The 26,260-nt window shown below is 67.1% G+C and carries 26 protein-coding genes, 3 tRNA genes and 1 pseudogene; 12 read left to right on the top strand and 18 right to left on the bottom strand.

From position 1 onward, the window contains the following. From ACWGCN_RS30700 to ACWGCN_RS30690, 3 genes are all read left to right on the top strand, one after another. The coding region (locus ACWGCN_RS30700) for a GtrA family protein (protein ID WP_452529152.1) at positions 1–651 on the top strand (651 nt) is incomplete at its 5' end. A 109-nt stretch (positions 652–760) separates the two neighbouring features. Further along, the gene (locus ACWGCN_RS30695; RefSeq protein ID WP_452458835.1) at positions 761–2,659 is read left to right on the top strand and encodes a glycosyltransferase; all 1,899 of its coding nucleotides are present in this window, start codon (positions 761–763) and stop codon (positions 2,657–2,659) included. A gap of 3 nt (positions 2,660–2,662) precedes the next feature. Further along, a complete protein-coding gene (locus tag ACWGCN_RS30690; RefSeq protein WP_452458836.1) occupies positions 2,663–3,577 on the top strand; it encodes a GNAT family N-acetyltransferase in 915 nt (304 codons plus the stop codon). Between the two features lie 76 nt (positions 3,578–3,653). Here ACWGCN_RS30690 and rsgA read toward each other — a convergent pair whose 3' ends face one another. From rsgA to ACWGCN_RS30660, 6 genes are all read right to left on the bottom strand, one after another. Continuing rightward, a complete protein-coding gene (gene rsgA, locus ACWGCN_RS30685; RefSeq protein ID WP_378996797.1) occupies positions 3,654–4,685 on the bottom strand; it encodes a ribosome small subunit-dependent GTPase A in 1,032 nt (343 codons plus the stop codon). Between the two features lie 297 nt (positions 4,686–4,982). Next, positions 4,983–5,519, bottom strand: coding sequence for a hypothetical protein (locus ACWGCN_RS30680; protein ID WP_378996799.1), 537 nt, complete (start codon positions 5,517–5,519; stop codon positions 4,983–4,985). A 64-nt stretch (positions 5,520–5,583) separates the two neighbouring features. Further along, positions 5,584–6,672, bottom strand: a complete 1,089-nt coding sequence (gene glfT1 / locus ACWGCN_RS30675; protein WP_379221961.1) for a galactofuranosyltransferase GlfT1 — start codon at positions 6,670–6,672, stop codon at positions 5,584–5,586. After that, positions 6,669–7,511 carry a galactan export ABC transporter ATP-binding subunit Wzt/RfbE gene (wzt, locus tag ACWGCN_RS30670; protein ID WP_378996804.1) on the bottom strand — a complete coding sequence of 281 codons (843 nt, stop codon included), beginning with the start codon at positions 7,509–7,511 and terminating at the stop codon, positions 6,669–6,671. The genes glfT1 and wzt overlap by 4 nt, the downstream gene beginning before the upstream one ends. Positions 7,512–7,523: 12 nt before the next feature. Further along, a complete protein-coding gene (wzm, locus tag ACWGCN_RS30665) occupies positions 7,524–8,351 on the bottom strand; it encodes a galactan export ABC transporter permease subunit Wzm/RfbD (protein WP_379301792.1) in 828 nt (275 codons plus the stop codon). A 311-nt stretch (positions 8,352–8,662) separates the two neighbouring features. Continuing rightward, the gene (locus ACWGCN_RS30660; protein WP_328658496.1) at positions 8,663–9,241 is read right to left on the bottom strand and encodes a bacterial proteasome activator family protein; all 579 of its coding nucleotides are present in this window, start codon (positions 9,239–9,241) and stop codon (positions 8,663–8,665) included. An 86-nt stretch (positions 9,242–9,327) separates the two neighbouring features. Here ACWGCN_RS30660 and ACWGCN_RS30655 point away from each other — a divergent pair, with 86 nt between their 5' ends. Continuing rightward, on the top strand, positions 9,328–10,530 hold the full coding sequence (locus ACWGCN_RS30655) for a cysteine desulfurase-like protein (RefSeq protein WP_378660816.1): 1,203 nt from the start codon (positions 9,328–9,330) through the stop codon (positions 10,528–10,530). Positions 10,531–10,536: 6 nt separating this feature from the next. On the opposite strand, the gene ACWGCN_RS30650 is transcribed toward ACWGCN_RS30655, so the two are convergent. Continuing rightward, positions 10,537–11,520, bottom strand: coding sequence for an NAD(P)H-quinone oxidoreductase (locus ACWGCN_RS30650; protein WP_379316834.1), 984 nt, complete (start codon positions 11,518–11,520; stop codon positions 10,537–10,539). Between the two features lie 144 nt (positions 11,521–11,664). On the opposite strand from ACWGCN_RS30650, the gene ACWGCN_RS30645 reads away from it, so the two are divergent. Further along, positions 11,665–11,752, top strand: a tRNA-Ser gene (locus ACWGCN_RS30645). Between the two features lie 12 nt (positions 11,753–11,764). Here ACWGCN_RS30645 and ACWGCN_RS30640 read toward each other — a convergent pair. Beyond that, complete coding sequence (locus ACWGCN_RS30640; RefSeq protein ID WP_378996810.1) at positions 11,765–12,181, bottom strand: winged helix-turn-helix transcriptional regulator; 417 nt, start codon at positions 12,179–12,181, stop codon at positions 11,765–11,767. Positions 12,182–12,243: 62 nt separating this feature from the next. Between ACWGCN_RS30640 and ACWGCN_RS30635 the strand changes: the two genes are divergently transcribed. Then, complete coding sequence (locus ACWGCN_RS30635) at positions 12,244–13,098, top strand: NAD(P)H-binding protein (protein ID WP_452458837.1); 855 nt, start codon at positions 12,244–12,246, stop codon at positions 13,096–13,098. On the opposite strand, the gene ACWGCN_RS30630 is transcribed toward ACWGCN_RS30635, so the two are convergent. The 4 genes from ACWGCN_RS30630 to hisC all read right to left on the bottom strand — a co-directional run bounded on the left by ACWGCN_RS30630 (position 13,099) and on the right by hisC (position 17,058). Next, positions 13,099–13,467, bottom strand: a complete 369-nt coding sequence (locus ACWGCN_RS30630) for a nuclear transport factor 2 family protein (RefSeq protein ID WP_378638491.1) — start codon at positions 13,465–13,467, stop codon at positions 13,099–13,101. Between the two features lie 157 nt (positions 13,468–13,624). Continuing rightward, entirely contained in the window at positions 13,625–14,422 is a 798-nt protein-coding gene (locus ACWGCN_RS30625) for a DUF2382 domain-containing protein (RefSeq protein WP_452458838.1), read from the bottom strand. Positions 14,423–14,592: 170 nt separating this feature from the next. Next, positions 14,593–15,705 carry a nitric oxide synthase oxygenase gene (locus tag ACWGCN_RS30620; protein ID WP_452452973.1) on the bottom strand — a complete coding sequence of 371 codons (1,113 nt, stop codon included), beginning with the start codon at positions 15,703–15,705 and terminating at the stop codon, positions 14,593–14,595. 276 nt (positions 15,706–15,981) lie between these two features. Beyond that, complete coding sequence (gene hisC, locus ACWGCN_RS30615) at positions 15,982–17,058, bottom strand: histidinol-phosphate transaminase (RefSeq protein WP_452458839.1); 1,077 nt, start codon at positions 17,056–17,058, stop codon at positions 15,982–15,984. 89 nt (positions 17,059–17,147) lie between these two features. Between hisC and ACWGCN_RS30610 the strand changes: the two genes are divergently transcribed. The 3 genes from ACWGCN_RS30610 to ACWGCN_RS30600 all read left to right on the top strand — a co-directional run bounded on the left by ACWGCN_RS30610 (position 17,148) and on the right by ACWGCN_RS30600 (position 18,160). Further along, positions 17,148–17,864: a dienelactone hydrolase family protein gene (locus tag ACWGCN_RS30610; protein ID WP_378996824.1), complete on the top strand. Its 717-nt coding sequence runs from the start codon at positions 17,148–17,150 to the stop codon at positions 17,862–17,864. Positions 17,865–17,957: 93 nt separating this feature from the next. After that, positions 17,958–18,047 (top strand) — tRNA-Ser (locus tag ACWGCN_RS30605). Positions 18,048–18,087: 40 nt separating this feature from the next. Continuing rightward, positions 18,088–18,160 (top strand) — tRNA-Arg (locus ACWGCN_RS30600). 56 nt (positions 18,161–18,216) lie between these two features. On the opposite strand, the gene ACWGCN_RS30595 is transcribed toward ACWGCN_RS30600, so the two are convergent. Further along, positions 18,217–19,266, bottom strand: a complete 1,050-nt coding sequence (locus ACWGCN_RS30595; RefSeq protein WP_452458840.1) for an isopenicillin N synthase family dioxygenase — start codon at positions 19,264–19,266, stop codon at positions 18,217–18,219. A gap of 145 nt (positions 19,267–19,411) precedes the next feature. Here ACWGCN_RS30595 and ACWGCN_RS30590 point away from each other — a divergent pair, with 145 nt between their 5' ends. Continuing rightward, positions 19,412–20,590, top strand: coding sequence for a nitrate ABC transporter substrate-binding protein (locus ACWGCN_RS30590; RefSeq protein WP_452458841.1), 1,179 nt, complete (start codon positions 19,412–19,414; stop codon positions 20,588–20,590). A gap of 69 nt (positions 20,591–20,659) precedes the next feature. Here ACWGCN_RS30590 and ACWGCN_RS30585 read toward each other — a convergent pair whose 3' ends face one another. Beyond that, entirely contained in the window at positions 20,660–21,385 is a 726-nt protein-coding gene (locus tag ACWGCN_RS30585) for a maleylpyruvate isomerase family mycothiol-dependent enzyme (protein ID WP_378994486.1), read from the bottom strand. Between the two features lie 143 nt (positions 21,386–21,528). Continuing rightward, positions 21,529–21,924 carry a RidA family protein gene (locus tag ACWGCN_RS30580; RefSeq protein ID WP_387445951.1) on the bottom strand — a complete coding sequence of 132 codons (396 nt, stop codon included), beginning with the start codon at positions 21,922–21,924 and terminating at the stop codon, positions 21,529–21,531. 85 nt (positions 21,925–22,009) lie between these two features. Between ACWGCN_RS30580 and ACWGCN_RS30575 the strand changes: the two genes are divergently transcribed. Further along, entirely contained in the window at positions 22,010–23,590 is a 1,581-nt protein-coding gene (locus ACWGCN_RS30575) for an esterase-like activity of phytase family protein (protein WP_452458842.1), read from the top strand. On the opposite strand, the gene ACWGCN_RS30570 is transcribed toward ACWGCN_RS30575, so the two are convergent. Beyond that, complete coding sequence (locus tag ACWGCN_RS30570) at positions 23,583–24,263, bottom strand: DUF998 domain-containing protein (protein ID WP_378994480.1); 681 nt, start codon at positions 24,261–24,263, stop codon at positions 23,583–23,585. The genes ACWGCN_RS30575 and ACWGCN_RS30570 overlap by 8 nt on opposite strands. 147 nt (positions 24,264–24,410) lie before the next feature. Here ACWGCN_RS30570 and ACWGCN_RS30565 point away from each other — a divergent pair, with 147 nt between their 5' ends. Further along, on the top strand, positions 24,411–24,539 hold the full coding sequence (locus ACWGCN_RS30565; RefSeq protein WP_387445948.1) for a hypothetical protein: 129 nt from the start codon (positions 24,411–24,413) through the stop codon (positions 24,537–24,539). Between the two features lie 12 nt (positions 24,540–24,551). Here ACWGCN_RS30565 and ACWGCN_RS30560 read toward each other — a convergent pair. Together ACWGCN_RS30560 and ACWGCN_RS30555 are read right to left on the bottom strand one after the other, a co-directional pair. Next, positions 24,552–24,959: pseudogene (locus ACWGCN_RS30560) on the bottom strand (very short patch repair endonuclease); the annotation flags it as partial. Between the two features lie 80 nt (positions 24,960–25,039). Further along, positions 25,040–26,173: a DNA cytosine methyltransferase gene (locus ACWGCN_RS30555; RefSeq protein ID WP_452458847.1), complete on the bottom strand. Its 1,134-nt coding sequence runs from the start codon at positions 26,171–26,173 to the stop codon at positions 25,040–25,042. Positions 26,174–26,260: the final 87 nt, after the last annotated feature.

Genomic DNA, 26,260 nt, shown 5'->3' with positions numbered 1-26,260 from the left:
CAGGCACCGTTGCTTGCTCCTTCGTCGCCTACGCAACGGCGCCTGACCGGCGACCCGGCCGCGAACCGGCCACTGCGTGGCCGACCCTCCCTAGGGGTCGGGGTGTTGGTTGGCTACCGTCATGGCGTGTCGCAATCAGTTGAACCGCCTGCTGTTCCCCTCGTATCGAAGGTGATAGCGGGTTTGCGGCAGGGTGCGGCGTTTCTTGTTGTCGGGGCGATCGGGTTTCTGGTCGACGCGGGTACCTACAACCTTTTGGTGTTCTGGGGTGGGGGTTTCTCCTTCTCCGAAGGTGTGCTCTATCACTCGCCGCTGGTCGCCAAGATCATCGCGATCGTGGTGGCGACGGTGGTCACCTACTTCGGCAACAAGTGGTGGACCTACTCGCACCGCAAGTCCGGCAGCCCTGTTCGGGAATATGTTCTGTACGCGATCGTCAATGTCGTAGCGATCCTTCTGCAACTCGGCTGCCTCGGCTTTTCCCGATATGTGCTCGACCTGTCGTCACCGCTGGCGGACAACATTTCCGCCACTGTGGTCGGGCAGACGATGGCGGTCGTATTCCGCTATTGGGCCTACAGCAAATTCGTTTTCACCGGCTCATCGGCAAGCGATGAGCAACACGCGCGGAGTGCGGCAACTCCTCACTGACAACGCGCGGGTGGCGTGTGATTGATATCCTCGCCCCGCCCGCCGCGACGCCCTTCTTTACGTGACTGCCTGCGCCGGCGCAGTCGATACCGAGAATTTCGAGGACTTCATGGAGCAGTCGGCTACCAAAGCCGTGACCGAATCGAACGATCGGCGCGAGGCCGCGCCCGCATCGTTGCGCGGTGAACACTCAGCGCCCGAGCGGCTGGTGCTGGCCCGAGGCATCTTCACCGGGCCCTCGGCGCGGGTGAACGACGACCTCTACGCCGTCGTCAAGGGGGGTGCCGCCGTCCGCGAACGGCACTCGCTGCACCTGCCCAAGGGTGCGACCGCGCACACCAACACCTACTTCGGCCGATTCGCCGCCAGCTACTGGCAGCGCTGGACCACCGTCACCGAGGTGTCGGTGGGTGCGCATCTGGTGGTCGGCAACAAAGCGAATGTGCGGCTGGTCGCCTCCGATATCGCCGGGCACCGCCGGATCATCGCCTCGCTGGTGGCAACGAGCAGCGGGGTCGTCTCGCTGACGGCACCGCTGGATCAGTACGTCGACGGCGGCGCGTTGTGGCTCGAGTTCGACGCCGTCGGGGGCGAACTCGACATCACCGAACTCGCCTGGACCGCGCAGGCGCCGGAGAAGGTGCGCCCGGTCGCCATCGCGATCTGCACCTTCAACCGGGCCGAGGACTGCGCGCACACCGTCGCCGCGCTGGCCTCGGACGCGACCGTGCTGGCCGCGATCGACGCGGTGTACGTCGTCGACCAGGGCACCGACCTGGTCGAGGACCGCCCGCTGTTCCAGCAGGTCCGTCCTGATTTCGGTGACAAACTGCGCTACATCCGCCAGCCCAACCTCGGCGGCGCGGGCGGCTTCACCCGTGGCCTCTACGAGGTGTCGGCGGCCAACGAGCACGCCGACGTCATCCTGATGGACGACGACATCCTCTGCGAGCCCGAGACCGTGCTGCGCCTGCAGGCGTTCGCCAACCTCACCGTCGAACCGACCCTGGTCGGCGCGCAGATGCTGTTCCTGCTCAACCCCGACTATCTCAATGTCGGCGCGGAGGAGGTGCACCTGCACGAGCTCAAGCACGGCCAGAAGGTGCCCAAGGCGCTGCGCAACACCTCCATGCTCAAGAAGAACCAGGAGCGCCGGGTCGACGCGGGCTACAACGCCTGGTGGACCTGCCTGATCCCGGCCGAGGTGGTGTCGAAGATCGGGCTGCCGGTGCCGATCTTCTTCCAGTGGGACGACGTCGAGTACGGCATCCGCGCGCGCGAGCACGGTTTCGTCACCGTCACGCTGCCCAACGCCGCCGTCTGGCACGCCGACTTCTACTGGAAGGACTACGACGACTGGGCGCGGTACTTCTCCACCCGTAACTCGCTCATCGTCGGCGCCCTGCACACCGATCTCGACGGCAAGGCGATCACGCGCGAGTTCTTCCGCTACATCGCCGAGCACCTGGTCGGCATGCAGTACGGGCTGGTGCACACCACGCTGCAGGGCATCGAGGACTTCATGAAGGGTCCGAAGGCGTTGCGCGACGGCGGTATCGACGCGCTGGCCGCCGCCCGCAGCACCCGCAACGACTACCCCGAGACGATCAAGCACCCCGCGGCCACCCCGCCGGTGAACTCCGCCGACATCTCGGTTCGCCGGGCCAGCGGCGAACCGAGCCGCGTCACCCTGGTGCTGATCAAGCGCGCCATCACCCAGTGGACCGGCCGCACGCAGCCCGGTCTGATCGGCGTCACCCGCGAGGACGCGCACTGGTGGCACATCGGCCTGTTCGAGCACGTGGTGGTCACCGACGCTTCCCAGTCCGGCGTGCGGGTACGTCGCCGGGACAAGGCTCGTGCTCGCGCACTGCTCATTCGCGCCTACCGCACCTTGCGCAAGCTCCGTAAGGAACTCCCGGCGTTGCAGGCCGAATACCGCAGGGCCGTACCGGAACTCACGAGCCGGGAGAACTGGGCGCGGCTGTACGGCATCGACCCGAGCTGACCCGTGACGCGTTTCGTCCGGGCCGCCTCCGCCGCTGACGCGGAGGCGGCCGCCGGGCTGCAAGCCGAATTGCACGCGCATTTCGAGGTGCACCGTCCGGCCGACATCATGCGCCGCACACGGCGGCTAGCCCACAACGACTACTCCGCCTGGCGACCGGCGCCACTGCTGATCGTCGAAGACGAAACACCGATCGGTTTCGCGACTTACGACTTGTTCCAGCCGAGCAAGTGGTCGGCGGGTGAGCTACGGATCTCGGAATTCCTGATCACGGAGTCCTCGCGCGGCGCAGGTGCCGGCGCGGCCCTGCTCGCCGCCGTCCACGAGGCAGCGAGCGCCGCGGAAGTAACGGTGAGCGCGCCGAACCAGGCCGACCCGGATGTGTTCACGACCGTGGAGCGCTACATCGGCTCCCACGTCATCGACTTCGCCTACGAGCGGGCTCGAGCCGGGCACTGGTCGTCGCTGCGTGCCGAGGCCGAGGAAAAAGGCTGGCCCGCACCACGACTCGACGACCTGTGGCACACCGAACTCCACGACGATCCCGAACCCGGCCACCTGTACGCCGAGGGCGAGGTTCCGTTCATCCTGCTGCCGGACGGCCGGGTGATCACCGCGCGATTCCGGACGATCTATGTCAAGGAATATCTCGGTCACGGCCCGGAGAACCGCTGGACGCTGGCTCTGTCAGGGAGCGAGTTGCGCACGGTGGGCGGGCTGGAGATCGACCACAGCTGGTCACGAGCGGAGAACCGTCCCGCGCTCGCGGTGGCCATGGACGACGGCCGGCTCATGGTGAATTACTCCTACTACGCCGGCAATCATTTCGGCTCCGACTCGGGCACCATCGACTACATCATCGATCTGGCCGAGGCCACCGTGTCCCATCGCGCACACGTCACCTTCGAACAGGATTAGCGAGATCATCAGGCACTGACGCAGTTCGGCTCTCGGCCGGTGTTCGCGTGAGTGCCTGATGATCAACTACTCCGGCTCAGCGGCGGCCGCGTTCGCGGTAGTTCCTCCGCTGCTGTTTGCTGATGTCGCGCCAGACTCGTTCGCGTTCGGCGGCCAGGCGTTTGTCGGTGCGGGCCGCCATCCAGTCGTTCTCTCTCGCGAGTTTGCGATAGCTGGTCAGCCTGCGTTCGGTGATGGTGCCATCGGCTAGTCCGGCCTGAACCGCGCAGCCGGGTTCGGTCTCGTGGACGCAGTCGGCGAAACGGCAATCGGCAGCGAGGGATTCGATGTCGCTGAAGGTCTTGCCGATGCCTTCCGCGGCGTCGTAGAGCCCGATGCCGCGCAGGCCGGGGGTGTCGATGAGCGTGCCGCCGCCGGGCAGTGGCCGCAGCTCACGGTGCACCGTGGTGTGGCGGCCTTTGCCGTCCACCGCGCGAACCGCGTTGGTGGCGAACACATCCGCGCCCAGCAGTGCGTTGGCGAGGGTGGACTTGCCCGCACCGGACGGCCCGATCAGGGCGACGGTGCCGTTGAGCACCGCGGTGAGCACCTCGAGACCGACCGCGGCGGCGGCGCTCACCGCCACCACGGTCGCGCCGGGCGCCACCGCACGCACCTCGTCGAGCGGAAGATATTCCGCCGCATCGGCTTTGGTGAGCACGACGACCGGCTGGGCATTGCTCTCCCACGCGAGGGCGAGCATTCGTTCGATCCGCCCCAGGTCGACGTCACCATCGGCGGCAGAGCAGATCAGCACGGTATCCACATTGGTGGCCAGCACCTGGGCCACCGAGCGCCCCGACACCGACGATCGCATGATCGCCGAGCGCCGGGGGAGCAGTTGCCGCACAGTGCCTTCGGCATCGAGTCCGACCCAGTCGCCGGTGCACAGTCCGGTGATGTCGCGCGGGCAGGCGGCTCGCGCCGGGCCGTGCGGGGTCACCACATCGCATTCGCTGCGGTCCATCCGCACGATGCGAGCGGGTGCGAGATCGCCGAGCAGCGGCAGATATTCAGAAGCTACGGCTTCGGTCCAGCCGTAAGGGACGAGCAGGTCGTAGTCGACCATCGTAAGGAATCCTTCGTCGGGTGCCGAACCCGAACGACGGGTTCAGCGAGTAGAGGTGATGTCCGGAGCAACCTGGGCAGGCGCACAATCGCGCCGCCCGGCCACGGCAATCCACACGTGTGTACTCACGGACATCCACCTCCTCTCCAACGTTCGAACACCACTGTGCCCGACCACGCCGACACCCGGCAACTCATTTTCCGTGCGCGGTCCTGCGCCGTCGTCACAGAGGCGAACTCGCGCTGTTGCGCGGCCCGATGACGGCACGCCTGCGGTCCCGCAGGTAGGCGTTCGGGGCTACGGCACGAAAACTTCGGTCGACTGGGGGATGTTGGGCTTGTCGGTGCGGACCGTGACCTGGACTCGACCGGGGCCGGTGTTCGCGATCACGTCCTGGACCGGGTAGGTGCTGGTGCTGGTGGCCGGGATGAAGCGGGTCACCGAGCCGGTGGCGCCGCTGTCCAGGTTCTTCCAGTCGACGACAACGTTCACATCGCATGCCAGCACGGTGGGCGCCCAGTTACCGAGTGGGGAGAAGCCCTGCGAGACGCGCAGGGCGATGCTGTGGGTGGCGCCGGGCGCCACGCTCGGGGAATTGAGCGGTCCGTCGAACGCGGTACCCGCCACGTTCAGGAGGCCGACGCAGACGCCGTTGCCCAGGGTAGCCACCGGCGCGGTCCTGACTTCGTTCATCACGCAGGAGCGCGGGCCGACATTGGACCAGCCGAGCTGGCACTGGTCGTCCGCCTGAGCGGTGCCGGGGGCGGCGAGACAGAGCGCGGCGCCGGCGAGCACGGTCGCCGCGGCGGATGCGAAACTCTTTGCGAAGGTCACGGTTCGCATCGTAAGACCGAACGGCAGATTGTTGCCAGAGGGAACTACCCCCTAGTTTCGGGGGCTAGTCGGGTTTACCGAAGTGCTCGTTGCGGCCCAGCGACCGCAGCCGGAACCATTCCTTGAGGCCGGCCGGGTCGCGGCGGGTCACCAGGAAGAACCAGGAGAATCGGATCCACTCCTGCGGCAACAGCTTCCGCATACCGGGCTGCGACATCAGGTAACCGCGATTGCGGTAGGTGAAGTAGCGCTTCACCGGATCGTCCGGGTACTGGGTGTGCATTCGCCCGCCCAGGATCGGCTTGAATTCCTCGGCGCCGTTGGGATGCAGGTAGGCGGTCTGCAAGCAGGTGCCGAACGGCAGCCCGGAGCGGACCAGGCGGCGATGCACCTCCACCTCGTCGCCACGCACGAACAGCCGCAGGTCGGGCACGCCGATCAGGTCGACGGCCTTCGCCGAGATCAGCGCGCCGTTGAACAGCGACGCGATGCCGGGCAGGAAGTCCTCGTCGCCGAGCTCCGAACGCAGCCGCCGCCACACCACGCCACGGCGCAGCGGGAACGCGAGCCGGTCCGGCTCGTCGATATCGCAGACCACCGGCGACACCTCGACCAGGTTGTGCCTGCGCGCGCAATCGATCAGTGTCGCGAGTACTTCGGGCCCGTCGGGGCGGCCGTCGTCATCGGCCAGCCACACCCAATCCGCACCCTGGGTGAGCGCGTGCAGCATGCCGAGCGCGAAACCGCCCGCGCCGCCGAGGTTGTGGCGTGAACCCAGGTAGGTCGCCTCGATCGGCTGCTGCGCGACCAGCTCGGCCACCGCGTCCTCGTTGGCGTTGTCGACAACGATCAGATGGTCCACCGGACGCGTCTGCGAGGCGAGCACTTTCAACGACTCGGCGAGCAGTTCGCGACGCTTGTGCGTGACGACCACCGCGATGATCCGCGCGGTCGGGCCGGTCTCGGTCGTGATGTCGGCGGGTTCGGCACCGGGGGGCAGTTCCGCGTCGTCGGGCAGCACCACCGCGGGCAGCGCGTCGTCGGGCAGCACGGCGGCAGGCTCGACGGGTGCCGGCGTCGCCTCGAGACGGTCGGTCATGCTGAACCCACCCGGCACGGCAGCCGGGGCAGCCTCGTCACGTTGACCGCTCATACCTGATTCTGCTCCAGCTTCTTCTCGCCCGCCGCGCCGAGTGCGCCCTCGGTTTCCAGATCACGCAACACCTGTGCCACGTGATTACCCGCCTCGGGCCCTTCATACGCTCGCACAACGTCCTCGATCCCGCCCTGTTCGCGGATCTGACCGTGGTCGATCCACATCGCGGTATCGCAGAGCTGTGCGAGGAATTCGTTGGAGTGGCTGGCGAACACCAGGATGCCCGACCGCGCGACCAGCGACTGCAGCCGCGTGCGGGCCTTCTTCATGAACTCCGCGTCGACCGCGCCGATGCCCTCGTCGAGCAGCAGGATCTCGGGGTCGATCGAGGTGACCACACCCATCGCCAGCCGCACCCGCATACCGGTGGAGTAGGTGCGCAGCGGCATCGACAGGTACTCACCGAGCTCGGTGAAGTCGGCGATCTCGTCGATCTTGGCCATCATCTGCTTGCGCGTCTGCCCGAGGAACAGACCGCGGATGATGATGTTCTCGTAGCCGGAGATCTCCGGGTCCATGCCGACCCCGAGGTCGAACACCGGCGCCACCCGGCCACGGATGCGCGCACTGCCGCGCGAGGGTTCGTAGATGCCCGACAGCAGGCGCAGCAGCGTCGACTTGCCCGCGCCGTTGTGGCCGACCAGGCCCACCCGGTCGCCTTCTTTGAGCGAGAGGTTGATGTCGCGCAGCGCCTCGACCACCACCACGTCGGAGCTGTTGCGCCCGATCGCGCCGCCCGCCTTGCCGAGGAACGCCTTCTTCAGCGACCGCGACTTGGCGTCGAAGATGGGGAACTCGACCCACGCCTCATGGGTTTCGATACTCACACGGCTCATCGAGAACTGCTCCTAAACCCAGTACGGGACGCGGGCACGGTACTGCTTGAGCGCCAGGATCGCGACAGCCCAGCCGACGACGGTGATCGCACCGACGATCGCCCAGTGATGCCACTGCGACGGCTCACCGAGCAGGGGAGCGCGCACGATCTCCAGGTAGTGATAGGTGGGGATGATCTCGAGGAGCTTGGCGCGATCGCCCGCCCCGCCGACCGAGTTCTCCAGCGCTTTCGTCGACCACATCACCGGCGTCAGCACGAACAGCATCAGCGTCATCGAGCCCAGGATCGGGGCGATGTCGCGGTAGCGGGTGGAGAAGATGCCGAAGACGATCGTCACCCACATCGCGTTGAGGAACAGCAGCAGGATCGCGGGGAACACCAGCAGGAACGACAGATCCAGATCACGCCAGATCGAGAACGCCACCACCAGCAGCGCGTAGATCGCCGCATTGTGGATGAAGAACAGGAACTGCCGCCAGACCAGGCGATACACGTGCACACTCAGCGCCGAGGGCAACTGTTTGATCAGTCCCTCGTTGGCGATGAACACATCGGAGCCCTCGAGAATCGAGGCACTGATGACGTTCCACACGATCAGGCCGACGGTCACATACGGCAGGTACTCACTGATCGGCTGGTCCAGCAGCGTCGAATACAGCAGACCCATCGCCAGCGCCTGCAAACCGGTCGCGATGGTGATCCAGAACGGACCGAGCACCGACCGGCGGTAGCGCTGCTTGATGTCCTGCCAGCCCAGCGACAACCACAGCTCGCGCTGGTGTAGTCCGTCGCGCATGTCCTTGAAAGCACGCCCGAAGGTCTGCGAATCCGACACCATCGGCGTCTTCACCAGCAGCGGCGCATCGGTGGTGTGCTCGGCAGCGGCGACTTCGGCTAGCGCCGCGTCGGCGGGAATGTCGTCAGAATGCACGGGGCTCTCTTCGGTACGCACGTCACCCTCATCGGAGACCGATTCAGGACGGGCGGCAGCGGCGGGCACGGTCCCCGACCTTACAGTGTTGTTTTCCGGCTGGCGCCGGGTGTCGCGGCCCCGAGGGGCCTCGATCTCGCCTCCCTCCGGGTACTCCTTCGTCGCACCCGCCACTCAGTCCAGATCGAGGCGGGCCGCGAACAAGAGACTCGGGGGGTTCACAGGTACTGGCCGCCGCCCACATGGCCGCCTGCCTTGGCGTCCGCCGCGTGCATTCCGGGCGGAAGCGCACCCTGGCGCATCTGCTCCAGCTGAGCGCGGGCGGCCATCTGCTGGGCGAACAGCGCGGTCTGGATGCCGTGGAACAGGCCCTCCAGCCAGCCGACGAGCTGAGCCTGAGCGATGCGTAGTTCCGCGTCCGAGGGCACTGAGTCGTCGGTGAACGGGAGGGTGAGGCGTTCGAGTTCCTCGCGCAGTTCCGGGGCGAGGCCCTGTTCGAGCTCACGCACCGAGGACTTGTGGATCTCCTTGAGGCGCGAGCGGCTGGCGTCGTCCAGCGGTGCGGCGCGAACCTCCTCGAGGAGCTGCTTGATCATCGTGCCGATGCGCATCACCTTGGCGGGCTGCTCGACCATGTCCGTCAGCGACTCCGCCGACTCGCTCGCGGCCTTCTCGTCGTCCGGCACGACCTGAGCGGTGAACGCGGACGCGTTGTCGGCGTCGGCGGGCACGGTCAGTGGACGGCCGTCGGGACCGATCACGACGATGGATTCGGGGACATCCTCCGAGTGCGTCATATCCCCATCATTGCGTGTGCGCCGGGTTCGCGCTAAAACCCCCACGCGGTTACCCCGGGAGGCCCCCTGCCCTTAAAGTGGCCACCATGACTTATGACGTCGCGAGGGTTCGGGGCCTGATACCGTCCCTGGGCGACGGCTGGATCCATCTGGACCCGCAGGCGGGGATGCTGGTTCCCGATTCGGTATCTCGTGCCGTCTCAACGGGTTTCCGCACCTCTTCGTTTTCCCACATCGGCCGCCACGGTGCGGCATCGCGCAGCGGCGCGATCCTCGACGCCGCACGGGAAGCTGTCGCCGATCTGGTCGGTGGAGATCCGGCCGGCGTCGTCCTCGGTCCCGATCGTGCGGTTCTGCTGGCCTGGCTGGCCGAATCGCTGAGCTCACGCCTCGGTCTCGGTACCGGCATCGTGCTCTCCCGTTTGGACGACGAGGCCAACGTCGCCCCGTGGCTGCGCATCGCCAACCGCTACGGCGCGCACGTGCGCTGGGCCGAGGTGGAGATCGAGACCTGCGAGATGCCGTCGTGGCAGTTCGAGGAGCTGATCGGGCCGACCGCGCGCTTGGTGGCGCTCACCGCCGCGTCGCCGATCGTCGGGTCGGCGCCCGGTGTCCGGGTGGCCGCCGATCGGGTCCACGACGTGGGCGGACTGCTGGTGGCCGACGCGTTCGGCGCGGCGCCGTACGCGCTGATCGACATCGACGAACTCAATGCCGACGTCGTCGCGCTGAGCGCGCCGTCGTGGGGCGGACCGCAGGTGGGCGCACTGGTTTTCCGCGACCCGGCGTTCCTCGATCGCATCCCCTCGATGTCGCTCAACCCCTATGCCAAGGGTGCTGAACGCCTCGAAGTGGGCGGGCATCAGTACGCGCTGCTGGCCGGGCTCACCGAGTCGATCGACTTCCTCGCCGGGCTCGACGAGCGCGCCTCCGGCACCCGCCGCGAACGCCTCGAGATGTCGATCACCTCGCTGCAGGACTATCACGACCAGCTCTTCGATCACCTCATGCAGGTGCTGGAGAAGGTCGACAACCTCACCGTGATCGGCCGGGCCTCCACCCGCATCCCGACGGTCAGTTTCACGATGGCCGGGATGCAGGCGGAGAAGGTGGCGGCCAAGCTGGCCGATGCCAGGATCGGGACGGTCAGCGGTGTGCACGGCGGCAGCCGACTACTCGACGCGCTGGGTGTGAACGATGAGGGCGGTGCGGTGACGATCGGGCTCGCGCCCTATACGACCCGCTACGAGATCGACCAGCTCGGCCGTGCCCTCAGCGCCCTCGAATAGCGTGCGTTAGTCGCGAACCCGCAGGATCACCTTGCCGAAGGTCTGCGAGTCGTCGAGCAGTTCGTGCGCGCGGGCGGCTTCGGTGATCGGCAGCTCGGTGGAGATCACCGGCACGATCTCGCCTGCGGCCACCTGCGGCCACAGTTGTGCGCGGACCGCCGCGATGATCTCGGCCTTGCTCCCCGGCCCCGATCGCGGACGGCCGCGCACGTTGGTTGCCGCCACGGTGCCCCACTTACGCAGCAGTGCGGCGATATTCAGCGTTCCGCTGACGCCCCCTTGCATCCCGATCACCACCAGCTGCCCATAGGGTGCGAGCGCCTCCACGTTTCGTTCCAGGTACTTCGCACCCATGTTGTCGAGAATCACGTCGGCCCCGCCCTGATCCGCGACCGTTGCGACGAAGTCGCCGGTCCGGTAGTTGATCAAGATCTCCGCCCCCAGCTCGGCACACTTGGTCAGCTTCGCGTCCGAGCCGGCCGTCACCGCGACCCGCGCTCCGAGCCCGCGCGCCACCTGGATCGCGTGCGTCCCGATCCCGCCACCGCCGCCGTGGATCAACACCAGCTGCCCCGATCGCAGCCCCGCCGTCATCACCAGGTTCGACCACACGGTCGCCGCCACCTCCGGCAACCCCGCGGCCGCGACAGCGTCCATCCCCTCCGGAATCGGCAACAGCTGCGTCGCGGGCACCGCCACGAACTGGGCGTACCCACCCCCGGCGAGCAACGCGCACACCCGATCCCCGACCTGCCAGTCCGTCACCCCCGCCCCCAACCGCGCGATCGTCCCCGAACACTCCAACCCGAGGATCGAACTCGCATCCGCGGGCGGCGGATAGAACCCCTTCCGCTGCATCACATCGGCCCGATTGACTCCCGCCGCAACAACTTCCACCAACACTTCACCGGGCCCCGGCTCCGGATCGATCGTCACGGTCCACTCCATGACCTCCGGCCCACCGAACCCGTTCAGCTCAATCGCGTACATGACACCAATCCTCTCCCCACGCCCCGCCGCTAGCCAGAACCCCGCGCCGATGTCGCCGACAGTTCTCGCCGGCGCGAGACAACCCGGCCCAGGTCCGCCCAGACTTGCGGAAGGCCGGATCAGGTCGGCTACCATCCTTCCCAGGGAGACGTGGCAGAGCGGCCGAATGCACTCGCCTTGAAAGCGAGCATGGGTAACACCATCGGGGGTTCAAATCCCTCCGTCTCCGCCAAAGGCCCGCAGGTCAGGATCGGTCGAGGAGCTTCGGTCCTGGCACGGGTCCACCCGTTCGGAAGGTTTCGATTTCCTCGGCTCGGGTGCTCACCCATTCCAGCAGTCCGTGGAGCTTTTCGGCTGCCTCGTGGCCGATCGGGGTCAGGGCGTAGGAAACCTGTGGGGGCACAGTGGGTTCGACGGTGCGCTCGACCAGGCCGTAGTCGGTGAAGGTGCGCAGGTTCTGCGACAGCATCTTCTCGCTGATGCTGCCGATTCGGTCACGCAGGACGTGGTAGCGCATCGAGCCGTCGAGTAGCGCGGCCAGGATCAGGACGCCCCAGCGGCTGGTGACTTTGCCGAGGATGGCGTGGGCCGGACACTCTTTGTCGAATACGTCACGTTGACCGAGTGTGGGCCGGTCGCTGTCCGGGACTCCTACTGCCATGCCATGAGCTTACCTATCGGTATGCCCTTTCCAATGGAAAGTCCCCTTCCTACGGTTGGCCCATGGTGGATATCAGCAGGGTTCTGGTGATCGGGGCGACCGGTCATGTCGGCGGTCAGGTGGCGGCGCAGCTCGCCGCGGGCGGAACGCGGGTGCGGGCATCGGCGCGCGACCCGCGCGCGGCGTCGCTGCCTTCGGGTATCGAGGTGGTGCAGGGCGACCTGACAGTCCCGGAGACCTTGGACAGTGCCCTTGACGGCATCGACGCGGTCTACCTGACCTGGCCGATGTTGTCGGCGGAGATCGCGGAGCGGGTCGTTGCCCGCATCGCCGCACACGCGCGCCGCATCGTCCTGCTCTCCTCCGCCTCGGTCCGCGACGAACTGGATGAGCAGGACCACCCGATCGGCCGTGCACACGCCCTCATCGAGCAGCCGATCACCGAGTCGTCACTGGAATGGACCTTCCTGCGGCCCGGTGGTTTCGCTACCAACACTGTCGAATGGGCACCTCAGATTCGCGCGGGCGACGTCGTGCGCGGCGCGTACGGCGCCGCCACGATGCCCCTGCTGCACGAGGCGGATATCGCCGCGGTCGCCGTGCGCGCACTGACCACCGACGGCCACGCCGGGGCGAAGTACCACCTGACCGGCCCGGCCGCGCTGAGCCGAATCGACCAGGTCGAAGCGATCGGCGCCGCACTCGGCCGCACGTTGGTCTGGGAGGAGATCAGCCCCGAAGACGCAGTGGCGCACATGGGTTGGCTCCCGCCCGACATCGCGCGCGTGGTGCTGAACGGACTCGCCGGACTCGTCGGCACACCGGGCTCGGTGACCTCCACCGTGCACGACGTCACCGGGTCACCGGCCCGCGACTATCGCCGATGGGCAGCCGACCACGTCGCCGATTTCCGCTGACTACTCCTCGTCCCACGCCTGGATCGACGTCTGGTCGACTATGCGACCGTCGCGCAGGTTCGCCATCGAGTGGGCGAGGACGCGCGTGCCGTCCGGATATCGGCACGATTCCACGAAGGCGATGTGGTCGCCGTCGATCAAGACGCTGTCGAGGGAGTGGGTCATCTCCCTGGAACACACATCGTCGAACATCGCGCTGATCGCCGAGCGACCGTGCATCACCCGGGGGTGACTCGGTTGGTCGCGGTGGTCGACCATGCGGATCTCGGCATCGTCGCTGTAGAGCGTCAGCAGTGTTGCGGCATCACGGCTTTCGATTCCGCGGCGCAGTGCGTCGGCATCGAATCCCGAACTGGATGCGGTGCTCATCGGGGGCTCCCTCGCTCGTCGAAACGAGCCGGACCAGGGCGATTCGGCCCGTATCGAGAACCCTACGCTCGCCGTCGACCGCGCGTAACCCGTCGAGAACCGGCCACCCACGGGGGTGGGTGGCCGGTTCGGCAGAGCGGGATGTCGACGCGCGGAGTCAGGGTTCCTGGCGGCGGCGGTCGTCGATCCCTTCGGCTTCCACGCGTTCCTTGCGGACCGTTTCGGAGACCGTTTTCTCGTCGTCGATCTCGTCGACCGCCAGCCGTACACGCTCCACCGGGACGGCTTCCTTCTCGACGTGCACCTGGTCGGCGTGCAGGGTGACCTCGCGGTCCTCCTCGCCGATGGTCGTGCGCCCGGTGCGGTCGGTGATCGGCTCGCGTTCGACGTGCACTTCCTCGTGCGTCACGGGCACCTTGAACGTCTGCTCCTCGGTGACCACCGACTTGTGCAACCGTGCGGTGCCGACCTCTTCGCTCTCGGTGTCGATGCGCAACTGCTCTTCCGAGCGCACCATCGAGTCGTCACCGTAGCGAGCGGTGTCGGACTGGCCGGTCACGGTCCGCGACGGGTTGCCATGGGTCATCGGCAGGTCGTCTTCGGGTCGAATCCGCGGGCGCCCTTCGGCATTCCAGCCCGAAGCCCGTGGATCGACGTGGTAGTGCTCGAACAGTTCCTGTTCCGATTGCGCGCTGATCCGGGACCCGTCGTGGTAAGGCGCCGATTTCACCAGCTCCTTGTTCACGTGCAGTCGGAGCGAGTCGTCGTCGGGCAGATGTTCGGCGCCGGCCAGCGGAACCAGCGAGTCGTGGCTGAAGAAGCCGGTCGAGACGGCAACCCAGGTGGGCGCTCCGGACTGGTTGTCGAGGTAGATCTGCTTGACCTTGCCGATCTTGTCGCCGCGTTCGTCGTAGGCGGTGGTGCCGATCAGCGATTCCAGGGTCGATTTGCTCATGATGATCCCTCCTACCTGGTACGGAGGCCGGTCGCGGGCATGTTGGGCTCGTTCGCCGGCTCCGCTGGGGGTTGTTGGATGATCAATCGGGCGTAGCGTCCGGCACGACCGGATTCGGCTACGTCACAGCAAATACCCGGTCGGTCACGAGTCAAACAGCCCGCCGTAGCTCAGTCTCGGCGGACGAAATTCGGTCGAACGTCCAGGTCGGGCGCGTCGTAGTAGCGGTGGAAGGTGGGCGTCAGCCCGGACGAGATGGGCGGATTGACCCAACTCCAGTCGGTCGGGCACGCGCGTCCGGCGGCTTCCTCGCGCTGGACATGATCGCAGAACTGCTTGGCCACGGTGTGGTGGTCGACCATGTGCACGCCGGATGTGCGAAAGCTGTGCAGCACAGCATGATTGAGCTCGATCAGCGCCTTGTCCCGCCACAGTGTCCGCACCGACGAGGTGTCGAGACCCATCATGTCGGCGATCAGCGGCAGCATGTTGTAGCGATCGGTGTCGCTGAGGTTGCGCGCGCCGATCTCGGTGCCGACGTACCAGCCGTTGAAGGGAGCGAAGGGGTAGCAAACACCGCCCACCTCCAGATCCATGTTCGAAACGGCGGGCAGCGCGTGCCATTTCAGGCCGAGTGCGGCGAACCACGGGTAGTCGGGGTGGATCAGGTCGACCTCGCGGACCAATTCGCGCGGAACGTCGAAATACTGCACGTCCTCGGTGGGTGTGGTGATCAGCACCGGCAGCACGTCGAACGGCGTACGCGCCCCGCGCCAGCCCAGCTCCAGCGCCTGTTCGGTGGCCGCGATATTGGCCGGATCACCGGTGACGGTGCCGTCGCCGTTGCGGTAGCCGGCATAGCGGATCAGCTGCGAGCTCTCGATCCGGTACTCGCCGCCGCCGGGTTCGGCCGCCGGGCCGACCGTGATCATCGACTGAATCGCGCCGCCGTTGGTGGCCAGGCGAAGATGTTGCCAGCACACCTCGGAAAGTTCCCGCGCGGAAGTAACTCGGCGGGCGTCGAGTAGCTTCAGTGATCGCCAATGTTTGCGGCCGACACAGCGAGCGTGGTTGCGCCACGCCAGTTTCGCGCCGATCAAGATCTCCTCGGCGGTCTGGGTATACGTCCCGGTATCGCGCAATTCGGCGAGCGCGCCGAGGCGACGCTGGGTGGGCAGGTGCCCGAGTTCGGGGTAGCGGAAGAACTCGTCGCAGTCGCGCAGGCGACGATCCAGCTCGACCGGCGGCGGCACGGCGACAGCGACATCGGGCGCCAAAGTCACTGTGGGGGTTGATTTTTCGCAGACGGCAGGGCGAGAGCCTTGATTCACGGTATATCTCCGGTCGGGCAGCAGGGTGCGGGGCCGTGCGGGTGCACCCTCCGACGCGGGAAGATTGCCCGCCGAGAACACATTCACTCGACCGGTGGCGCGCCGACCGGGTGATCGGTCGACCCGAAATCAGCTTCGGCAAGCCTACGACCGGTGTGCTGGCGGTGTGCTCGAATTCGGGGTAATCCCACGGCAACCCGCGTCAAGGGTTGCTGACCGTGCGCCGGACTAACGGAATCGGGCCGCCGTTTCGGGTGCGGTGGCGAAGCTGAGGAACTGTTCGTTCTCGTGCGGATCGCCGACCGTCACCCGCACACCGTCACCGGCGAACGGCCGAACCAGTACGCCCGCAAGGGCACTCGCCTCGGCGAACTCGATACTGCGCTCGCGCAACGGCAACCAGACGAAATTGGCCTCGCTCGACGGCACCTCGTAGCCCGCGGCCAGTAGCGCCTCGCGCAGCTGATGCCGTTGCGCCACCAGCACATCGGTGCGATCGAGCAGTTCGCCACGCGCCTGCAACGAGGCGATCGCGGCCGCCTGCGCGATCCGGTTCACGCTGAACGGAATGTGGACCTTCAGCAGCGCTGCGATCACCTCGGGATCGCCCACCGCGTAGCCGACGCGCAGCCCGGCCAGACCGTAGGCCTTCGAGAATGTGCGCAGCACAACCACATTCGGCCGGGTGCGGCCGATCTCGACGCCGTCGGGGCGGGTCTCGGGCGTCAGCCGCAGGTACTCGTAGTAGGCCTCGTCGAGCACGACGAGAACGTGCGCGGGCACCCGGTCGAGGAACCGCTCCAGCTCGGCGCGCCCGTGCGCGGTGCCGCTGGGGTTGTTCGGGTTGCACACGAAGATCAGCTTGGTGCGCTCGGTGACCGCGTCGGCCATCGCGTCCAGATCGTGCAGGTGATCCTCGGTCAGCGGTACCCGCACGGCGGTCGCGTTGCCCACCTGCGTGACGATCGGGTACGCCTCGAACGAACGCCACGCGAACACCACCTCGTCGGCGGGGGCGTCGCAGGTGATCTGCACGAGTTCCTGGCACAGCGCCACGCTGCCGCAGCCGACCGCGACATTCGCCACGGTGACCTCGAGGAAATCGGCGAGCGCCGCCCGCAGCTCGCTGACCTGATTGTCCGGATAGCGGTTGGCCAGCTCGGCGGACTCCGCGATCGCCTTGGCCGCGCTCGGCAACGGACCGAAGGTCGTCTCGTTGGACGCGAGCTTCACCGCATCCGGGTGGTTACGGCCGGGAACGTAGGCCGGGATGGTGGCAAGGTCGGGGCGGATGTGCGCGGTCACGCCTCCACCCTACGATGATCGGCTGCCGCGACATGCGGCACGGCCGTCCAGACCTACCCAAGTGCAGTTCTGCCGCCTACGCTGGGTTTATGCCGGGCACTTACGACGACGTCGCCCCCCTGCGGCCGGTGGATGCCGACACGGCCGCCGTCGCGCGGCGCACTGCCGTGCCGATCACCGTCGTGGAGCCCGAACGGGTGGCTCGCGGTGGCATCGTTGTCCTGCACGAATCCCGCGAATTCTCCCCCCAGCTACTCGATCTGATGCGGGCGCTGTCGTTCGAGGGCTGGATCGTCGTCGCGCCGCATCTGTTCGACCGCATCGCCGACGCGCAGCGACACGAGGTGTTCGGTGACGAACTCTTCGACGACTTCGACGCCGGTTTCGACTGGCTCACCGGCCGCGGCGTCTTCCCTGACACGATCGGCGTTCTAGGCTTCGACAGCGCGGGCACCGCGGCCTTCCTCGTCGCCGCCACCCGCCCGATCGGCGCTGCGGTGAGTGTGGCCGCCCCCGGCATCTCCGAACCGCTTCCCGACCAGAACGCGGCCCTGATCGACATCGCCGCCGACCTCCAGGCCCCTTGGCTCGGGATCTTCGGCGCGGACGACCCGGCCACCCCACCCGAGGCGGTCGACCGCCTCCGCGAGGCCACCGCGAAGGCGGATGTGGCCAGTCTCACAATCACTTATCCGGGCCTGAGTCACCGTGTCGACCGATCCGATCCCGAAGACGAGGCGGCCACCGCCATTCGCATCGACTCCCAGACTCGTATCTACGACTGGTTCGACAGCAACTTACGCTGATTGACCAGGCGTTTTGGACTACTACCACTGCTCGTGTAATCTTCATTCCCGGCGGTTCGACAAGGACCGGTGCCCTCGAAAGAGAAGGCTCCAGGAGGCGTGCCAGAGCGGCCGAATGGGACTCACTGCTAATGAGTTGTCCCTTCACGGGGACCGGAGGTTCAAATCCTCTCGCCTCCGCCACACCCAGCTTGCTGGGTAACAACTGAAGATGCACCACCATGCGCCCGTAGCTCAACGGATAGAGCACTTGACTACGGATCAAGAGGTTAGGGGTTCGAATCCCTTCGGGCGCACCGAAATCGACCCCGTGTCTACAGATACGGGGTCGATTTTTTCGTGGGAGGTGTGGTCAATCCGGGCTGGTCGCTGCCAGGACTCTGGCGGTTTCGCGGGCGGTCGGGGCGGGGGTGGCTATTCCTTTGAGGCCGGCGACTTTCGCGTTGATGTTGTCGGCGACGGTGATCGGGGGGTAGCCCTGTTCGCCGGGGGCGAGGGTGCCGGGGAGGGCTTGGATCACCGCGTCGTGGTTGCCGTCGAAGAAGAAGGCGGCGGAGCGGCGGCGGCGGATGTGGCCGTCGATGATCGGCGGATCGACACGGTGGAGGGTGGACATCCAGCGGTCGTTGGTCCAGCGGGCCATCGCGTCACCGAGGTTGATCAGTAGAGCGCCTTGCGCGGGCTGCACGTTGTGCCAGTGGCCGTGTTTGTCGAGCACCTGCAGACCGGGGACGCGGTCGGCCCACAGGATGGTGAGGATGCCGAAGTCGGTGTGTGCGCCCATGCCGGTCATGTCGCCGTCGAGACGCAGTTCGCCCTCTGGCAGGGCGTAGTTGTTCATCTTCAGCGCGTCGATGGAATGGTCGGTGAGGGTGTCGAAGTAGTCGGCGGGTAGCCGCAGGGCTGCGGTGAAGGCGCGTAACAGGATTCGCGACAGCCGCTGTGCGTGGGCGAAGTAGGTGTCGATCGCGGGACGGAAGCCCGGCGCGGCCTCGGGCCAGTTATTGGCGGCATACGACGACGCGGGTAGGTCGAGACCGGGGAAGTCGGTGGACTGGGTGCCGACGATGAAGGCCTCGTAGAAGTCGTTCATCTGATTCGCCGTGGGCAGTCCCAGACTCAGGCTCAGCGATTCCGACCTCGGCGGCGAGTAGCCACGGTTCTCCGAGGTCGAGCGGCGGTAGCGCGTCTTGATGTCGAGTGGCAGTGCGAAGAACTCGTCGAGCGCGTCGGTGAGTCCGGCGAGTACCTCGTCGGGGATGGCATGGCCGACGATCTGCATGAAGCCGACCTCGCGGCAAGCGGTGTCGATTTCGGCGGCGACCGCCGCGCGACCGGCATCGTCGGTGCCGGTCAGAAAGGGAGTGATGTCGATGGTGGGGACGGTGAACGGGGACGTCATCTCTTCAGGGTCTATTGCATGTATTGCCTCCGCATTACAGAACTGATGGAAGAGCAGACATGTAGTGAGTACGTAACTGTCCGGAAATCGACCACAAGTTGCATGTAATCATCGCGCAGAAGCGCGCGACGACCAGGAGGACGACATGCAGAACCACCGACACCGCAGGCGCGCCGCGACCTCGGGAGCAGTGCTGTTGGCGGCGCTGCTCGCCGTCGCCGGTTGCGGCACCGATTCCCCGGATCAGGGTGGCGCCGCTGTCGTGCTCGAACCCGCGGCGCCCGCGCAGACACTGCGCGGGGTGTGCCCGGACACGGTCACCATCCAGCTGCAGTGGCAGCCACAATCCGATCAGGGCGGGTTGTTCCAGCTGCTCGGGCCCGGGTACCGCGTGGACGAGGAGACCAAGTCGGTCGAAGGGCCGCTGGTGGCAGGCGGTAAGGACACCGGTGTGCGGTTGCAGCTGCGCGCGGGTGGGCCCGCGATCGGTTTCCAGTCCGTCCCCTCGCGCATGTACGTCGACGACACCGTCACGCTCGGGGTGGTGCACGGCGAGCAGGTGATAGCGGCGAGTGCCGCCAAGTCTGTCGTCGCTGTCACGCCGCTGCTGAAGTACAGCCCGTCCATTCTGATGTGGGATCCGGCGAGTCACCCGGACTGGCGTTCGATCGCCGACATCGGCCGCTCGAACGCGCCCGTTGTGGTGTCGAAGGAGCAGATCTTTCCGCAGTGGCTGGTGGCCAAGGGCCTGCTGAAACAGTCGCAGATCGATACCGGATACGACGGCGCCCCGGCCCGCTTCGTCGCCGACCCGACGATCGCCCAGCAGGGTTTCGCCAGCGCGGAACCGTACGTCTACGAGCGCGAGGCCCGTGCCTGGAACAAGCCGGTGGCCTACGACCTGATCAAGAACTCCGGCTTCGACACCTATGCCTCGAATCTCACCGTGCGCGCCGACACAGTCGACGGACTGGCACCGTGTCTGGCCAAGTTGGTACCGATCGTGCAGCAGGCCGGCGCCGACTTCGGCTCCGCACCAGCCGACGCCAATGCCAAGGTCGTCGATATCGTGTCTCGCACACCGGCATTCACTCCCTATCCGGCAGGTGAGGCGGAGTTCGCCGCGAAGCAGCTCGTCGAGCTCGGCCTGTTGGCCAACGAGGCCGACGGCTCCTTCGGCACCTACGAGCAGGCTCGAACCCAGCGCAACCTCGAGGACCTGCGGCCGATCCTGGTGGCAGGCGGTGCGGCGATCCCACCGGCGCTGACAGCGGGCGAGATCTTCACCAACCGCTTCACCGACCCGAAAATCGGCATTCGCTGACCACGTGGAACCTCCGAACTGTGCTGGAGCGAAGGTTCTTTCGTAGGTCGCGAGGTTTCCCTGTCGGGACTACTTCCAAGCCGGGAGCGGCGGTAAGGGGCCGGTCAGGTCGCTACCTGAGGTACGGCCGACGAGCCAGCCGAGGAGGGCGGTGGCGGGGCCGAGGACGGTGTGGTGGGGACGGCCAGGGCCGACGGTGGCGATGAAATCTGTGTCGGTGGACTGGATGTCGAACGTGGGGGTGGCTTCGGGCTGGAGTTTGGCGGAGAGGTCCGCGATGGTCTCGGGGAGAAGCCGCGCGACGAAGGGGGCAGGCCAATCGGCGGCGGTGTAGCCGACGTCGAGGTCCACGTGGTGGATTTCGGTCTCGCGCAGCCGCATCCAGGGGATCTGGTCGGCGGTGAGGGTGCCGCCCTGGCGGTTGCGGACCTCGACCTGCCAGTCGGCGGCGGGCATGGTGGTGGCGACGGCCTGCCAGCGGTGCGCGGTGGCGGTGAAGTCCGCGTGCTGCACGGTCAGCGGTCGGGGTGCACCTGCCTCGATATCGGCATCACGAATGGCGACGCTCGGGTACTGCGGCATCTCGATGCCGGTGCGGGCCCACAGCAGCAGGTTCAGCAGGCTGTCGGCATTGCGTGCCATGTGCGCCAGCACGTGACCGCGCGTCCACCCCGGTAACAGGGACGGTTCGGCCAACGCCGGATCGGTGAGGGTGCCGATGGCGGCGTCGAAGCGCGCGGTGGAGGCGGCGACCTGATCGAGCAGGTCGGTGGGAGTAGCCGTTTCGCTGGTCACGGATTCGAGGGTAGTGCGCCGCCGTCGCCGCGGACGCGAGAACGACGGCGTCGAACCTGCTCTGTGGACAACTCCGAACCTGTGGACAACTGGGGATGATCGGCCGTCGACGCCGGATCGCCGGAGCGGCTCCGTGTGACGATTCAGCTAGCGATGATCGCGTCGGCCTCGATCTCCACCAGCAGGTCAGGGGCGATCAGCGCGGTGACCTCATACATGGAGGCCGCGGGGCGGATCGTGCCGAACACTTCGGCATGGGCGGCCGCGACCTCGGGCCAGCGGGCGATATCGGTGACGAACATGCGCGTGCGCACCACGTCGCGCACGCTTGCCCCGGCCTGCTCCAGCGCGGCGGCGATGCGAGCCAGGACCTCACGGGTCTGGGCGCCGATATCGTCGCCGCCGACAGCGCCACCACCGGCGACAGCGGCGGTGGTACCGCTGACGATTACCTGGTCGCCGACCCGTACCGCTCGCGAATACCCGACGACATCTTCGAAATCGGAGGCTGAGGAAATGTTCACCCGAGTTGTGGTCATGATTGCCAGAATGGTCCACCGCGTGGTGGAGGACAATTCATTTCCCCGTCGTCTCGTGGTCGGATCGCGACGGTATGCATGGCAAATGAACGCGCGTCCAGGTCTTCGTCTTTTCCCTCTCACCGCCGCTTTGTGCGCCGCCGCCGTGGTGGCGGGCTGCTCGTCGCCGGACTCCGCGGCCGGCTTCACCGCCGGCAAGGACCAGCCGCTGGTGATCTCGCTCGACGACCTGGTCGCCAAGGCGGGTACCAGCGCGGTGCTGGGGGTCAGCCTCGAGCCCGAGCACGGCAATGTCACCCGCCGGGCCGACGGCGCCTACGTCTACACCCCGAGCGCCGGCTACATCGGTCTCGACCAGTTCACCGTCACCACCACCGACGCGGTTCGCCTCTACACGACCGATATTCCGGTGCTCGGCGAGTTCGGTGGCACCACGGTGCAGGGCAGTGGGTTCGGCTCGGCCTGGACCGCGGTGCCCGGTAGCACCGACGAGTTCTATGGGCTCACCGACCGCGGCCCGAACGTCGACGGTCCGGCTAAGAACGAGAAGCTCTCGCCGACACCGGGTTTCGTGCCCAAGATCGGCCGGTTCAAGCTGGTCGACACCAAGGCCGTGCTGCAGTCGAGCATCGAACTGCGGAGCAAGTCGGGCGTGCCGTTCAACGGGCAGGTCGACACCTCGGCCAGCACCGGCGAGACCATCAAGGACCTCCAGGGCAATGTCCTGCCGCCCACCGATCACGGCATCGATCCCGAAGGCCTCGTCGCACTGGCCGACGGCACCTTCTGGATCTCCGACGAATACGGTCCGTTCCTGGTGCATTTCGATGCCACGGGCACCGAGATCGAGCGGCTCGCGCCCGGCAGCGGCCTGCCGAAGGAGATCGCGCTGCGCACACCCAACCAGGGCATGGAGGGGCTGACCATCACTCCCGACGGCAGCACCCTGGTCGGCATGGTGCAGAGCGCGCTCAACACCCCCGGACTGAGCGGCTCGGCCAAGGAGGTGCCGTTCGCGCGGATTGTGACCGTCGATCTGAAGACCAAGGCGCAGAAGGAATTCCTGTACCCGCTGGAAAACCCGAAGCAGTCGAAGGTCGCGGTCTCGGAGATCACCGCGCTGAGCGCCACCACGTTCCTGGTCGACGAGCGTGACGGCAACCTCGCGCCCAAGTCGGACAAGAAGATCTGGACCATCGACATCGCGGGCGCGACCGATGTCGGCCCGCAGTCCGCCGTGCCGGGCGCGACTTACGACGCCGAGAAGGGCGGCCTGCTGATCGACGGCAAGCCCCTGGAGACGCTGATCGGGGTCACCCCGACCACCGAAGCCGTCGCCGCGCTGACCAAGGCGGGCGTCACCCCGGTCGCGAAGAAGAGCAACCTCGACCTCTCCGCGCTGGTCGCCGCACTCGACGAGAAGGGCAGGTTCTTCGGTCACGACAAGATCGAGGGCATCGCCACCCTCGACGGCGGCAAGACCATCTACATCGCCAACGACAGCGACTTCGGCCTGGCCGCCAGCCAGGGTGAACAGCCCCCGTTCGGGCTGAAGCCCAAGACGCTGCCCAACGGTGCACAGGACACCGGCGAGGTGCTCGCGGTGGACACGACCAAGCTGCCGGCGAAGATCGACGGCTACACGGTGAAGATCACCGTCAAGTAGTCCACTCGCGGGCTTCGACGAGTACCGCGGTGGCCAGGGCGAGCAACCACAGCGACATGGTTCCGACCTGGATTCGCTGGGCTATGCCGAGCGCGTAGGAGCCGGACAGGTTGTCGGCGACCATCATCCAGATGGTCGCCGCCGACCCGAGAACCAGTACGGCGACACCGAATTCCCGCAGGATCCGCCAGCGGTGGTAGCGGTAGGCGGCGGCGCTGAAGGCGAACGCCGCCACCGCGATCGAGGTGACGGCCAGTGTGCTCGTGAGCGCGTGCGGTTGATGCAGTTGCGGAAACAATCCGCTGTCGCCGCCGCACGCGCTGTCTCCCGGGGCGCAGTCGTGGAGCGGGAGCAGGGCGTCGGCGATGGTGGACGCGCCGAAACACAACAGCGCTGTCCAGCCGATCGTGGTCAGCCGGCGGCGCCGAAAAACGAGCAGTCCGCCCAGCGCCGCGGGGATCAGCAACAGGCCGACCACGGTGTCGGCGGTGCCGAACACCTCACGGTAGGGCTTGCCCTCGGCGTCGAGTTCGCTGAGGAAGTCGTTGACCGGGTCGGTGTCGATCGGCAGCGCGAATTCCAGCAGCCAGGACGAGTAGCACAGGCCCGCGATCGCGATCGCGAGCGCGATCAGCAACGAGTAGCCACGGGTGTGCCGTGCGAATTCGGTCACACCGACCATTGTGCGTGTCCGGCCGCCACCGCCCGGATCAGGCGCGTCGAAAGCGGGGACGTGGTTTCATCGTGGCATCACAGGCACGCACAGGTTGCTGTCAGGTTCGCCGTGCAGGGTGTTTGGTAACCAACGGAGAGGTCCTCGATGAGCTACATGATCGCGCTGGCAGGTTTTGCCACGATCCTCGCGCTGGCCGTGTCCGGATTCGTCGCGGCGGAGTCGTCGCGCGCACGGGTGCGGGTTCGCGCCGAACGCAGTCCGCGTCGTCGCTGAAGAACTCGATAGTCACCGGTCAGGATTGGAGCGTTTCACCAGTGCGGTGATCCGCTCGGCCGCCGCCTGCGGATCTTCGTGCTCCCACACCCGGATGACCGCCCAGCCCGCCGCAGTCAAGGCGATGTCGGTGGCGCGATCGCGGGCGACATTGCCTGCCAGCTTGTCGGCCCACCACTGCGCGTTGTTCTTCGGATCGGTCGCGTGGTCAGGGCAGCGATGCCAGAAACAGCCGTCGACGTAGACGGCGATGCGCAGTCGTGGAAACACCACATCCGCGCGACGGCGCTGACCTTTGATGGGCGGACGGTCGACGAAATAGCGCAGGCCGGCCCGGTGCAATTCGCGGCGTAGTGCCAGCTCGGGAGCAGTATCAGCGCGTCGCTGCTTGGACATTCGCGCGCTTGTGGCGGCGTCTGTGACGAGCTTGCGCGCAGCGGATGACCTCGACGAGGCGGCGGACTCGTCGGGCGATTCCCGGTTGTCTGCCCGCCGCGCGCTCATGCCGCCCAGCCGCCCATGCGGTCGAGGTGATCCCGGACGTCGTCGAGGAATCCGGGCGGGAAGCGCAGGCTTCCCATCTCGGTGCGGCGCAGGAATCCCGCCGTCGCGCGGGGAGAGAGCAGGCGGGGCTCGGTGAGGAAGTTCTTCAGGTCCTCGTAGGGCTCGTGGACCGGCCAGGTCGAGAGGGGGACGCGGTGCACGACGCCCGCGTGTCCCCAGGCGGCGCTCGGCCACGGCTGGCCCGCGGCTATCGGCTCTCCCACGGTCAGCGGGTCCGACGGCGCGGCCAGGCGTTCGCCGACCCAGTTCGCCATCCGCACGCTCACCGCGTTGCCCACCAGTTTCCAGCGATGACCGTGGCGCACGCCGGGAACATCGAGGGCGGGGGCGGTCCAGTCGGCGTCGAACCCCTGTAATCGTTCGCCGTCGACGATCCCCGGCGTCACGATCTCGCCCGCGGGCAACCGGACCGCGGGCGGACTGGCGATGCCGAGACCGGAACCGCCCTTGAGGGTCGGCACCGCGTTCACCGCCCAGCCGAGGCCGCGCACACCCTCGGTCCAGTAAAAGCCGCACGGATCGCAGTCCGGATCGCCGTAGTCGCGGGGACCGGCGTCGTCGCCGAACAGCACCTGGCGGGGGTCCTCGGTGCGCGAAGCCAGCATCAGCACGCGCTGACGTCGTTGCGGCAAGCCGAACGCGCGACCGTCGACGACCCGATAGGCCCAGGCGTACCCGAGCTCCTCCAGCGCGGCGGTGATGTGGCGCATGGCCGCGCCGCGACCCAGCTGCAGCATGAACGGGACATTCTCGATCAACAGCCACCGCGGTCCGCGCTGCCTGCGCACCAGCCGGAAAACCTCGTCGACCAGGCCGGATCGACGACCGGTGATGCCCGCGGTGCGCCCGGCTTGTGAGAGGTCCTGGCACGGGAAACCCGCCGCGACCAGCTCGGTGCCCGCGGGGAGCGACCGCAGGCGGGTGATGTCGCCGTGCAGGTCGGTGTCGGGGAACCGCGCCGCGAGGACACCCTGGGCACCGGGATCGATCTCACACAGCAGCTCCGACGCCCAACCATGACTGCTCAGACCGAGTTCGAGCCCGCCGATCCCGGCGAACAACCCGACCATCCGCGACAACGAGACTCCTGTGTTTTCGGAGCGCTCGGCGCGCTCGGGTTAGCGGCCACCGGGTGGTCCGCTCTTCAGCGACCCGTT

This window comes from Nocardia sp. NPDC055050, from assembly GCF_053608345.1.
This window is presented reverse-complemented; position numbering and strand designations above follow the sequence as displayed.